Origin of the sequence: Caballeronia choica (assembly GCF_001544535.1) — a bacterium.
In the GTDB taxonomy this organism is placed as follows: domain Bacteria; phylum Pseudomonadota; class Gammaproteobacteria; order Burkholderiales; family Burkholderiaceae; genus Caballeronia; species Caballeronia choica.
In genome coordinates, this window is record NZ_FCON02000197.1 from 1 (window position 1) to 11374 (window position 11374).

Sequence of the window (11374 nt, forward strand, 5' to 3'; positions counted from 1 at the left end):
CCGCCGTGCCGGTCGCGCTGATCATGCTGGGGAAGATGGTGGTGGTCGCGGTCGCGAGTTTCAGCGACGCCGCTTCCTGCGCGAACGACGGGTCGACCGGATGATCGGCGCGCACGACGAAATCGGCGGCGATCATCTGGCGGGCGTCGCGTTCGAGGCCGTGGCGCATCCGGTCGGCGAGAAAGCCGACGCTCGCGAGTGCCGCCACGGCCAGCACGAGCGCGACTAGCAGCATCGTGAGTTCGCCCGCGCGCCAGTCGCGCGCGGTCATTCTCAAGGACTGACGCGCAATTTGAGAAAAACTGGGATTACGGCTCGCGGACGTTGCGGGTGTTCCCGGTGCTTCGGACGTTGCGCTCAATCGTGCTTGCTCCGCAACCGGCCGAGCCGGTTGAACCGCTCGACGCTCGGCACCATGTGCTTCGCCATCCGGCTGACGCCGCCGTGCACGCCACGCACGAGGCGCGGCAACGCCCAGCCGGCGAAGACGAGAAACGCAATCACGAGCAGCAGGAACAGGAGCGGCACGAAGAACGCGAGCGTCAAGCCGCCGAGCACGCCGACGTCCTCGGTCGCGGAGGCCGCCCAGTTCGTCACCGGTTCCGGCGACAGGTTGATCAGCGCGCGCGTGCCTGCCTTAGCGAAATGCGATGCGCCGGCGAGCGTGCCGCCCGCGAGCGCGGCGATCGTGACGAGCGTCGGATCGGCGTGACCAAACGACGCGGCGGCCAGCACGGCACCGGCCGGAATGCGGATCAGCGTGTGGATGGCGTCCCAGAGCGAATCGAAGGAGGGAATCTTATCGGCGAAAAATTCGACGATGGACAGAAACGCCGCCACGCCGATCACCCACGGCGAGCCAAGCACGGCAAGCGCGTCCGGCAGATGCACGAGACCCATTCGCTCGAACACGCCCGCGACGAAAATCGTGAGGTACAGGCGCAGTCCACTGGCCCACGAAAGGCCCGCCGCGAGCGAAAGAGCTTCCAGCATTGCCGCCTCCTTGCATGCTGCACGCGCCAGAGCGTCGGCGCCGGTCGCTTCCGCCGGGAATTGCCGGAAGAAGCCGCCCGCATCGAAGAAGATGCCGGCATTTGATATCACGAGTGCGGCGCGGTCCAACAATTTCGAGATGACTTCAGACCATTATAGCCACGCTGCGCCGGGCCTTGCACGGGTTGCAAAAAAGCCGAGTGCTCGAAGGCGCAATAAACCAGACATCAATGACCCGACGACAGCTTCAGCCCGATGAGCCCGATCACGATCAGCGCCGCGCTCGCGATGCGCGCGGCGCTCAGTGTCTCGCCCATCACGACGATGCCGAACACGAACGCGCCGACCGCACCGATGCCGGTCCAGACGGCATAGGCCGTGCCGAGCGGCAACTGGCGCATCGCGAGCGCGAGGAGCACGAAGCTGCCGACGGCGGTGACGAGCGTGAACACGGACGGCCAGAGCCGCGTGAAGCCTTCGGAGGTTTTGAGCCCGGCGGCCCAGGCGACTTCGAGCAGGCCGGCGACAAGAAGAAGAATCCAGGACATCGAGGACACTCCACGGAAAACATGGGGCCGTCCCCGGTGAATCGGAAAGCGCGCACGGTCGTCCATGCGGCTGTAGGTGAACTGTAATTGTACCAAAACGGTGCAAAATGCTCCGCGCCCCTTCGCGGTTTATCCGGGCGATGCGTTCGTTCAACCTTCGTTTATCCGTTTCATACGCTAACTCATGCGTCGATAAAGCACGCTTCGCGTGCTGCGTTATTCGCTTTGCCAGACAAAAGCACATCGGCATGAAATGGCGAATAATCGCCGGAACGTGTATTAAGGTGAATGTCACCCGGGCGGTCGATCATTGCGGAGATCGCCGGCAATGCCCCGATGCAGCCGGGCGGAAAGCCTGACGCCCATCACGCCCATTACGCCCATTACGATTCGTCGTTCGATTCAAACTTTCGACGCGGAGTGCTCATGGAGTTCGATGCCGTCCTTCTGTCCCGCTTCCAGTTCGCGTGGGTCGTCGCTTTTCACATTCTTTTGCCGGCTTTCACGGTCGGCCTGTCGTGCTTTATTGCCACGCTCGAATTCAACTGGTGGATCACCAAGCGCGATGTCTATCGTCGACTTTCCGCGTTCTGGCTGAAGATTTTCGCGGTGTCGTTCGGAATGGGCGTCGTCTCGGGCATCGTGATGCCGTTTCAGTTCGGCACGAACTGGAGCCGATTCTCGGACGCCGCCGCCAACGTCATCGGCCCGCTGATGGGCTACGAAGTGCTGACCGCGTTCTTCCTCGAAGCCGCGTTCCTCGGCGTGCTGCTCTTCGGGCGCAAGCTCGTGCCGCAGTGGGCGCACGTGATGTCGGCGATCTTCGTCGCGAGCGGCACTGTGATTTCGTCGTTCTGGATCCTCGCGGTGAATAGCTGGATGCAGACGCCGCAGGGCCACCGCATCCTGCCGGACGGCCGCTTCGAAGTGGTCAGTTTCTTCGACGTGATCTTCACGCCGTCGTTTCCCTACCGGCTCGGCCACACGGTGAGCGCCTTTCTCGTGACGGCCGCTTTCGTGATCCTCGGCGTCGGCGCGATGTATGTGCTGCAACGGCGCGCGCTCGAAGAAAGCCGCGTGATGCTGAAGATGTCGCTGATTTTCCTCGTCATCATGGTGCCGATCCAGATGGTGATCGGCGACATGCACGGCCTGAACACGCTCAAGCATCAGCCCGTGAAGATCGCCGCGATGGAGGGCCTGTGGGAAACCGGCTCGCGGGTGCCGGCGAATCTCTTCGCGATCCCCGACCAGGAAGCCGAGACGAATCACTTCGAGATCGCGATTCCCGTGCTCGGCAGCATCTACCTGACGCACGATCCGAACGGCACGGTGCAGGGTCTCAAGGCATTCCCGCGCGAGGACCGGCCGCCCGTCGCGGTGGTGTTCTTCGCGTTCCACATCATGGTCGGGATCGCGATCCTGATGTTCCTGCTGGTGCTGTCGGGCATCGTGCTGTTCGCGCGCGGACGGCTTGAGCAAAGCCGCACGTGGCTGCGCTGCGCGACGCTCGGCATGCCGCTCGGGTTCATCGCGGTGATCGCCGGCTGGACCACCACCGAAGCCGGCCGGCAGCCGTGGACCGTCTACGGCATCCTGCGCACGCGCGATTCCGTGACGCCGTCGCTGACCGCCGCCAACGTCGGGCTGTCGTGGCTGCTTTATGTGCTCGCCTATCTCGTGATCTTCGGCGCGGGTTTCACGCTGTTGCGACGGCTGGTGCGCGTCGGACCGTCGGAGGCGTCGCAGGGACAGGACAGCGATGAGTTGCAGCCCGAGAAGCGCAGCGCGCGGCCCTTGTCGGCGTTGTCGGGGCGTGGCGCGGTGGCGGGCGGGAAGGACGTCGAACCGCCGCCTCGCCCTTGAGGCCGAGCCGCCGGAGTGTCAGGTCGTGTTCGCACCGTTTGATGTTTTTGCGCATCAAACGGTGTAACGAAACCCGCCAGGAGAACAACGATGCTCGATCTCGTACCGCTGTGGGCCGCCATCCTCGCGCTGGCGGTATTCATGTACGTGCTGCTCGACGGATTCGATCTCGGCGTCGGCATGGTGTTTCTCTTGCGCCGTGATCCCCACGACCGCGACATGATGATCAACTCCGTCGCGCCCGTCTGGGACTTCAACGAAACCTGGCTGATCCTCGGCGGCGGCGGACTGCTCGCCGTGTTCCCGCTGGCGTTCGCGATCATCGTGCCGGCCGTCTACTTCCCGATCCTCTTCATGCTGCTCGGGCTGATCTTCCGGGGCGTCGCGTTCGAGTTCCGCGAGGTCGTCGGGGCGCGCAAGTGGCTTTGGGACAGCGCGTTCGGCTATGGGTCGCTGGTTGCGACGTTTTCGCAAGGCATCGTGCTCGGCATGTTCATGCAGGGCTTCCCGATCACGGGACGCGTATTTTCGGGCACGAGCTGGGACTGGGTGGCGCCGTTTCCGCTCCTGGTCGGCGTGGGACTCGTGTTCGGCTACGCGCTGCAGGGCACGACGTGGCTCGTGCTGAAAACGGAGGGCGACCTGCAGGCATGGGGGCGTCGCATGGCGCGCGTCGCGCTCGTCGGCGTGATCGCGTTCATCCTGCTGATCAGCATCTGGACACCGCTGAAGGACGCGCGCATCGCCGCGCGCTGGTTCGATTTCCCGGCGAGCCTTGCGTTCGCGCCCGTGCCGGTGCTGACGGCACTGCTCGCGTGGACGCTCTGGTCGAGCCTCGCCAAAGGCCGCGAAGTCGTGCCGTTTCTGTGCTCGATCGGATTGTTCTTTCTCGCGTTCACCGGGCTGGTGATCAGTCTGTGGCCGTTCATCGCGCCGCCGTCGGTGACGCTGTGGGACGCGTCGGCGGCGCCGCTGTCACAGCAATTTCTGCTGATCGGGACGATGTTCCTGCTGCCGATCATCGTGCTCTATGTGATCTGGTCGTACTGGGTGTTTCGCGGGAAGGTCCGGGGGGATATGGGGTATCACGGGTGAGGACGCCACGCGCCTACAACTTCTGCTCCACCGCCCGCGACAGAATCCGCGACCACCTGCGCGCCTCGCGCTGGTCGCGCATCGGCAGGAGCCACTCGCGGCGCGCGGGGTCCTTCGCGTCCTTCACGGCGAGCGCGACCTGCCACTGCCCCGCCGCGCCGGCAGCCGGCTGCATCCGCGCGCCGAGCAGGTCCGCGAAGATATAGCCGCCACGTTGATCGCCGACGCGCAGGTCGCACAGGCGCTTGTCCGCTGCAAGCCGCACGCCGCCCCAGTCGCGCTCCAGTTCATGCGTCCAGTCGCCGCCCTGCCCGCGCGCGATGTTCGGCGCGACTTCGCGTCGACGATGCAGCCAGTACGCGATGGCCGCAATGACCAGCGCCGCCGCCAAGATCGCGACGCCGGTCGCGACGCCCACGCCGAAACGCGCCGACAGCGCATGAAACGACCACACCGAGCCGTAGATCAACCCGACGAGCGCAACGAGAGCGAGGACGATCGGCATCTTCGCGATTCAGTAGGACTTGAGCTTGAACTCGAACCTGAAGGAGATCACTGCGTCTGCGTCTTGTGCTTAGCGTTCCACTCGTGCAGCGCCTGAAGCGTGTTGGCGACGTGCTTGTCCGGCGAGAGGCTCGTGTATTCGTAGATCACCGTGCCGTCGGGCGCGATCACGTACGACACACGATTGGCCTTCGAGGACAACGGCAACGCAGCGTCGTAGGACTTGATGATCTTTGAGTCGCCGTCGGCCGCGACCGGAAACTTGCTGCGGCATTCGCTCACCGAAAAACGCTTGAGCGTGTCGATGTCGTCGTGCGAGACGCCGATCACCGTCGCGCCTTCGGCCTTGTACTGGTCGACCGCTTCGGCGAACTCGTGCGCCTCGATCGTGCAGCCCTTGGTGAACGCGGCCGGATAGAAGTACAGCACGACAGGGCCCTTCTTCAACTCGTCGGCAAGCGAGTAGTTGTAGGTGTTGCCACCGAGCGATGCCTGCGCGACGAACGCCGGCGCGTGATCGCCTGGCTTGAGCGTCGCGCACGCGACGAGCGCGTAGGCGGCGAGGCTCGCGCCGAGCGCGGCCGCGCGCATCCTGGTTGCAAAGTTGCGTTTCATGTCCGTGGCCTCCAGGTTGACGTGGCTGCCAGTGTGCCTGAAGAACGGCGCGCGCGTTTCATTCGAGCCGATGCGCGGCGAACCACGTCGCCGCTTCGACGTGAAGCCTCGCCAGCGCGGCGGGCGTGAGCCGCGCGAACGCGGCGTCGGAGATGCCCGGATCGATCACGAGCAGGTCGCCGCGATCGGCCGCCTGCGACATCCCGAGCAGCGCGCCGAGCGCGCCGCGCCCGGACCCGATCGCGGCCCGGATCTCTTCCGACAGATTCAGCTGCGCGAGTATCTCGGCGGGCGGCATGTCGACCACGACGTGCACGAGCGAAAAGATGCCGGTCATGAACGCGGCATCGGCGAAGGCTTCGTCCGATGGACGCAACACGTGCGCCGCAAGTTCCATGAAGCGCGCGCGCGTGCCGACGAGTTGCACGAGCGGGTCCGAGCGCCACGGCAGCCCGCGGCCGTCCGCGTAGAGGAGCAACTGCGTCCAGCGGGTGATCTGCCGTGTGCCGATCGCCGCGATCGCATCGCGCAGCGACGAGACGTGCCGGCTCAACCCGAACGCGCTCGAATTGGCGAGCCGCAGCAACTGCACGACGATCTCCGGATTGCGCTTCAACTCCGCTTCGAGCGTGCCCATCGCGGGTTCGTCGGCGAGTAGCGACAACAGGCGCAGCAACGCTATGCGCGATGCACTCGGGCGACGCGTCGCGAGCACTTGCGGCCGTGCGAAGAAATAGCCCTGGAAGTAGTCGAAGCCAAGGTCGCGCGCGCGCACGAAATGCTCGTGGGTCTCGATCTTCTCGGCAAGCAGCGCCTTGCCGTGCTGCTTCAGGACGCGCGCCAGTTCGGGCAGTTGCGCCTGGTCCGCGCCGAGGAAATCGACCTTCACCGTATCCACGTAAGGCAGCGTTTCGAGGATCGCATCGTCGAGGCGCACGACGTCGTCGAGAGCGAACTCGAAGCCCGCCTCGCGCAACTGCGCGCAGCGGCGGTAGAGCGCGGCATCGAAGGTGATCGTCTCCAGCAGTTCGAGCACGAAGCGCTCGGGCGGCATGATGTGGACGATGTCGTCGAAGAGCAGCGCGCGGTTCATGTTCACGTAGCCGCGATAGTCGCCGAGCACTGCCGAGAGCCCGATCTCCCCGACCGCGCGCGCCACGACATGCGCGGTCGCCTGCACATCGTCCTGCACGCGCGCATGGTTGTCCGGGCTGTCGCGAAACAGCAATTCGTAGGCGTGCAGCGCGCCGGCGCGATCGAGGATCGGCTGGCGTCCGAGGTAGACGGTCTCCGGTTCGCGCGCTTCGCCTGCTTCCGTCGTCTGCAACGAATCCGTCATGACTCGAACACGACAAAGAGAAGGTGCCCGGCCCACGTCGGCGCGCGTTTCGGGGAAGACGTGCCGGCTGGCGTTGGCCGCAATGAACTCGTATCACACATGAGAGGGCAAGTCGAGAGTGCGGTTTAAGTGTCGGTAAAAGCTGCGCGAGCGATGCATGTTCAGGCCGCATCCCGGTAGGAAATACGAGATACGCAACGCGACACTGTAACCGAAAAAGAAGCCTGCGCGTCCTCCTGGAGACCCGCGACAAAATCTCGACACGTCATCGCAGCAAGGCTTGCGCGAGCACGTCTTTCGAGGGCGCAGCTTGTTAAAGAAATGCGTGACATAGCCGATAACCTGCCTGATAGGGCGTGTCCTGTTACGCGGGAAACCGCGGGGCAAGACCCTTACGGACGTGCCGCCGCGCGTTCGCCGACAGGTCGCGCAACCCAAGGCCATCACCATAACAATGCAAGCGAACCGGACCACAGCCAACCGCCGCAGCCGCTGGCGCGCCGCACTCGACACCGCGCTCGGGCTGTTCGGCGCGTCGCGGACGCCCGCGAGCGCGCCCGCGGCGAGCCAGTTCGATGAAACCGCGGCGGTATTCATCGCGCCCGACGCAACATCGAAAGCCCCCGCCGAACTCGAAGCCACGCGCGCGCCGCACGAAGCCACGCTCGGCACCGTCGACTTCCTCGCGCAACTCGACGACACACTGCGCTTCCAGTACGTGTCGGATGCGAGCATCGGCTTCATCGGCTATCACCGCGACTACCTTGGCATGCTGACGCTGCACGACCTCGTGCCGTCGACGGAAGCCGACGAACTGAACGCGCTCGTCGCGCGGGCGCATGCGAGCGGCAAGCTCGAATCGGCGACGCTCTCGCTCGTGAAGTCGCTGACCTATCCGATCTGCGTCGAGCTGCGGATGCTGTCCACCGCCGCGCAGGGCGTGCCCGGTTTCGCGCTTGCCGCGTTCGAGGTCTCGCACTGGCGCGACAACGAAGCGAAGCTCAGGCACGCGCTGCATCACGATCCGCTGACCGGGCTCGACAATCTCACCGCCCTGATCCCGGCGCTCAACGCCGTGCAGGCGGAGGCTGAGCACACGCGCACGCAGGCGGCGCTCGTGCTGGTGGATATCGACGATTATCAGCGCATCAACCGCGCGCTTGGCTACGACGCCGGAGACGACCTGCTGCGCGAAACCGCGCGGCGCATCCAGCACGCGGCCGGGCATGGCGAAACCGTCGCGCGGATCGCGAGCGACCAGTTCGCCGTGCTGGTGCCCGCCGGCACGACGGCGGAAGCCGCCGAAAACCTCGGCCGGCGCCTGCTGACGGCGATCGCACAGCCCTACCGGCATCGCGGACAGCACACGCACTTGTCGGCGAGCGTGGGCGTCGCGCTCTATCCTGACCACGCCGGCCCGGTAACGAGCGCGCCTGGCACCGTCGATGCGCACTTGCTGCGCATGGCCGATCACGCGCTCGCCGAGGCGAAGGCGGCGGGCGGCAACACGCTCGTCTTCCACACGCTCGACGACGACCCCGCCGACGCCGAACGCCTGAAGCTCGAAGCCGACCTGTACGAAGCCGTGCGCAACGGCGAGTTCTCGCTGCATTTCCAGCCGATCACGAGCAGCCATTCGGGCGGCGTGGTGGGCGTCGAGGCGCTGATGCGCTGGCAACATCCGGTGCATGGACTTGTCCCGCCGTCGACCTTCATTCCGCTCGCCGAATCGATCGGGCTGATCAACTATCTCGGCAACTGGGTGCTGAAGGCCGCTTGCATGCAGCTCGTGCAGTGGGATGCGATCGGCATCCGGCTCGACTATGTGTCGGTGAACGTGTCGCCGCAGCAGTTCCGCGACAAGCGCTTCACGCTCGCCGTGCGCGAGGCGCTCACGCTGACCGGGCTCGACGCGGAGCGGCTCGTCTTCGAGATCACCGAAAGCATCCTGATGCACGACCCCGAAGAGGCCACGCGGCTTCTGGAAGCGCTCGCGGCGCTCGGTATCCGCTTCGCCGTCGACGACTTCGGCACCGGCTATTCGAGCCTCGCCTATTTGCAACGCTTCCCGCTTTCGAAGCTTAAAATCGATCGCAGCTTCGTCGAGAACCTGCTCACCTCGCGCAACAACCGCGCTATCGTGAGCGCGGTGGTGGGGCTCGCGCAATCGCTTGGGCTGGAGCTCGTCGCGGAGGGCGTCGAAACCGAGGCGCAGCGCGACCTGCTGACCGAGATGGGCTGCGATCATATCCAGGGCTGGCTCGTCAGCCACGCGTTGCCGTCGGAGGAGCTGGCGCGGTCCTTCCAGTCGAATTCGCTTTTCCTGCACGAGGGAATATGAGCTACCGGCACGTTCGTGTTTTAATCCGCGAACACGCCGGGCAACCTGGCATTTCCAGGTAGGGTCTCGATCAAGATCATTCCGGGTCGATGAATTGCGCCGCACCGGCCTGGCCGCCGCGGCACGTGTAGGGCTTTCTCACAATACGCATGGCAAGCACCGTCAAGGCCGAACTACTGGACAAGCTGTGGATGCGCATGAGCGAGCGCGGGGATTTCCCCATGCTCTCGCAGGCGCTGCGCACGACCGTGTCCGCGATGAGCGACGACGACCTCGACTTCACCGCCCTCGTGCAAGTCGTGCTGTCGGACTTCGGCCTCACGCAAAAGGTGCTGCGTCTCGCCAATTCGGCGATGTACATGGCGTTCGGCGGCAACATCACAACGGTCACGCGCGCGCTGATGGTGCTCGGCATGGATGCGGTCGGCCATCTCGTGGTGGGGCTGAAGCTCGTCGATCACTTTCACCAGAGCGCGCCGCGCCGCATCGACGCCAAGCTTGAACTGAACCGCACGTTGCTCTCGGGCGCCGTCGCGCGCCAGATCACCGAGCGCACCGACCTGCGTTCCGCCGAGGAAGCGGTCGTCTGCACGCTGATGCGGCAGATCGGCAAGCTGCTCGTCGCGTTCTATCTGGAGAGCGAGTGGGACCAGTTGCGCCGCAAGGCTGCCGCCGACAACATCAGCGACAGCAGCGCCTGCGCCGCGCTCCTTGGCGTCTCGTTCGAGGAGATCGGCATGGAGGCAGCCGAGCGCTGGCGCCTGCCCGAGACGATCCGCGCGGGCATGCGCGTAAGCGACCCGCTCGCGCCGCCCGATGAAACCCTGCCGCGTCACGTCCGCTGGCTGCAGGCCGTCACCAACTACTCGACCGAAGTCGCCGATGCGCTGACCGCGCAGAACATGGGTGAAGGCAACCGCGAGTTGTTGCTGGTCGACATCGCGAATCGCTACAGCCGCGCGCTCAACACCGACGCCGAGACGCTCGCCGCGATGAGCCTCGCGCTGGCGAGCGAGGAAAGCGGCGACGGCGTGATGCGCGAGATCGGCGAGTTGCGTGCGAATGCCGATGCGATCGCGCGTGCGGGGGTAACGGCGGAGGCGCGGCTCGGCGCGGGTCTCGAGGACTTGCGCGCGCTGCCGTCGAAGAATGCGCTCGGGCAGGTGCTTGCGCTGGCATCGGAAGCGATGCTTGCGGGGCTGGGTTTCTCGCGCACGGTGGTATTCGTGCGGCAGGCCAACGAGGAATTTCACGCGCGGCTCGGGCTGGGGCCGAATGTCGAGGCCATGCTGCCGGCGTTGCAGTTCGCTGCCGCCTTCCAGCCCGATGTGTTTCATCTCGCGATCTCGAATCCGGTGGGCATTTTCATCGAGAATGCGCACGATCCGCGGATCGAGGCGCGTCTGCCGCGGTGGTTCAAGGGCACGTTTGGCGATGCGCAGGCGTTCGTTCTCTTGCCGGTGAAGGCGAATGATTCGACTGTGGCACTGGTCTATGGGGATTGGACGCTGGCGCCGCAAGTGCGAAAGATCACCCCGCCGGAGATGAGCGCGCTCAATGAACTCACGCGGGAGTTGGGCCGCTTTTTTGCTAACGCGGATTGGAAGGAAGTTGAGTTGTTGTGAGGGGTTCGCTGGCGCTTGGGGGTGGGGTGGGGGGTTGTTGTTTACACCGTTTGATGCGCTTGGGCTTCTATGGAACTTGTATTGGTTTTGGTTTATTAGCTCTGCCCCTGTCCGGGGCGGGACTCACTTTCTTTGCTGCTGCAAAGAAAGTAAGCAAAGAAAGCAGCTTTCCAACGCTAATCCTTGCCATGCCCCGCTAGCCCGTTCCCTCGGAGTGGTCCAACCGGGGGAGTGTCGTTAGCGGGGTTTCATCGTTGTTGGCATGTAGAAGAGGCGCGCGCGTCGCACCGCTATACGAAGTGGACCAGCAGTCATACATCCAGCCTCGCGCTACGCGCTCACCCGTCAGGCAAAACCAATACCCATCGCTATATCACCATCCTGCGTTTGTGCTTGCTCATGCTTCAATTCACCGCTTAGCGAACCTGTCGTCGGGCACGCAGTGCCA

General features: G+C 64.8%; 9 protein-coding genes and 1 pseudogene. 4 read left to right on the forward strand and 6 right to left on the reverse strand.

What is annotated here, in order from left to right; translation table 11 throughout:
* From AWB68_RS39085 to sugE, 3 genes and pseudogenes are all read right to left on the reverse strand, one after another.
* Positions 1-292: pseudogene (locus tag AWB68_RS39085) on the reverse strand (ABC transporter permease); the annotation flags it as partial.
* 65 nt (positions 293-357) lie between these two features.
* On the reverse strand, positions 358-993 hold the full coding sequence (locus AWB68_RS39090; protein WP_087649569.1) for a DUF4126 domain-containing protein: 636 nt from the start codon (positions 991-993) through the stop codon (positions 358-360).
* 227 nt (positions 994-1220) lie between these two features.
* A complete protein-coding gene (gene sugE / locus AWB68_RS39095; RefSeq protein WP_087649561.1) occupies positions 1221-1541 on the reverse strand; it encodes a quaternary ammonium compound efflux SMR transporter SugE in 321 nt (106 codons plus the stop codon).
* Positions 1542-1967: 426 nt separating this feature from the next.
* On the opposite strand from sugE, the gene AWB68_RS39100 reads away from it, so the two are divergent.
* The gene (locus AWB68_RS39100) at positions 1968-3407 is read left to right on the forward strand and encodes a cytochrome ubiquinol oxidase subunit I (protein ID WP_087649570.1); all 1440 of its coding nucleotides are present in this window, start codon (positions 1968-1970) and stop codon (positions 3405-3407) included.
* A 90-nt stretch (positions 3408-3497) separates the two neighbouring features.
* A complete protein-coding gene (gene cydB / locus AWB68_RS39105) occupies positions 3498-4502 on the forward strand; it encodes a cytochrome d ubiquinol oxidase subunit II (protein ID WP_087649562.1) in 1005 nt (334 codons plus the stop codon).
* A 13-nt stretch (positions 4503-4515) separates the two neighbouring features.
* Here cydB and AWB68_RS39110 read toward each other — a convergent pair whose 3' ends face one another.
* Genes AWB68_RS39110 through AWB68_RS39120 form a run of 3 tightly spaced genes read right to left on the reverse strand, consistent with a single transcriptional unit; the run spans position 4516 to position 6960 of the window.
* Positions 4516-5007: a hypothetical protein gene (locus AWB68_RS39110; protein WP_087649563.1), complete on the reverse strand. Its 492-nt coding sequence runs from the start codon at positions 5005-5007 to the stop codon at positions 4516-4518.
* Between the two features lie 47 nt (positions 5008-5054).
* Positions 5055-5621, reverse strand: a complete 567-nt coding sequence (locus AWB68_RS39115; protein WP_087649564.1) for a peroxiredoxin — start codon at positions 5619-5621, stop codon at positions 5055-5057.
* 58 nt (positions 5622-5679) lie between these two features.
* On the reverse strand, positions 5680-6960 hold the full coding sequence (locus AWB68_RS39120; RefSeq protein ID WP_087649565.1) for an EAL and HDOD domain-containing protein: 1281 nt from the start codon (positions 6958-6960) through the stop codon (positions 5680-5682).
* Positions 6961-7414: 454 nt separating this feature from the next.
* Here AWB68_RS39120 and AWB68_RS39125 point away from each other — a divergent pair, with 454 nt between their 5' ends.
* Both AWB68_RS39125 and AWB68_RS39130 read left to right on the forward strand, forming a co-directional pair.
* Positions 7415-9301, forward strand: a complete 1887-nt coding sequence (locus AWB68_RS39125; protein ID WP_087649566.1) for a putative bifunctional diguanylate cyclase/phosphodiesterase — start codon at positions 7415-7417, stop codon at positions 9299-9301.
* A gap of 149 nt (positions 9302-9450) precedes the next feature.
* A complete protein-coding gene (locus AWB68_RS39130) occupies positions 9451-10926 on the forward strand; it encodes an HDOD domain-containing protein (protein WP_087649567.1) in 1476 nt (491 codons plus the stop codon).
* Positions 10927-11374 lie beyond the last annotated feature (448 nt).

Coding starts and splice junctions, on each gene's coding strand:
- AWB68_RS39090 (WP_087649569.1), bottom strand. CDS start 993: ATGCTGGAAGCTCTTTCGCTCGCGGCGGGCCTTTCGTGGGCCAGTGGA.
- AWB68_RS39120 (WP_087649565.1), bottom strand. CDS start 6,960: ATGACGGATTCGTTGCAGACGACGGAAGCAGGCGAAGCGCGCGAACCG.
- cydB (WP_087649562.1), top strand. CDS start 3,498: ATGCTCGATCTCGTACCGCTGTGGGCCGCCATCCTCGCGCTGGCGGTA.
- AWB68_RS39110 (WP_087649563.1), bottom strand. CDS start 5,007: ATGCCGATCGTCCTCGCTCTCGTTGCGCTCGTCGGGTTGATCTACGGC.
- AWB68_RS39100 (WP_087649570.1), top strand. CDS start 1,968: ATGGAGTTCGATGCCGTCCTTCTGTCCCGCTTCCAGTTCGCGTGGGTC.
- sugE (WP_087649561.1), bottom strand. CDS start 1,541: ATGTCCTGGATTCTTCTTCTTGTCGCCGGCCTGCTCGAAGTCGCCTGG.
- AWB68_RS39125 (WP_087649566.1), top strand. CDS start 7,415: ATGCAAGCGAACCGGACCACAGCCAACCGCCGCAGCCGCTGGCGCGCC.
- AWB68_RS39115 (WP_087649564.1), bottom strand. CDS start 5,621: ATGAAACGCAACTTTGCAACCAGGATGCGCGCGGCCGCGCTCGGCGCG.
- AWB68_RS39130 (WP_087649567.1), top strand. CDS start 9,451: ATGGCAAGCACCGTCAAGGCCGAACTACTGGACAAGCTGTGGATGCGC.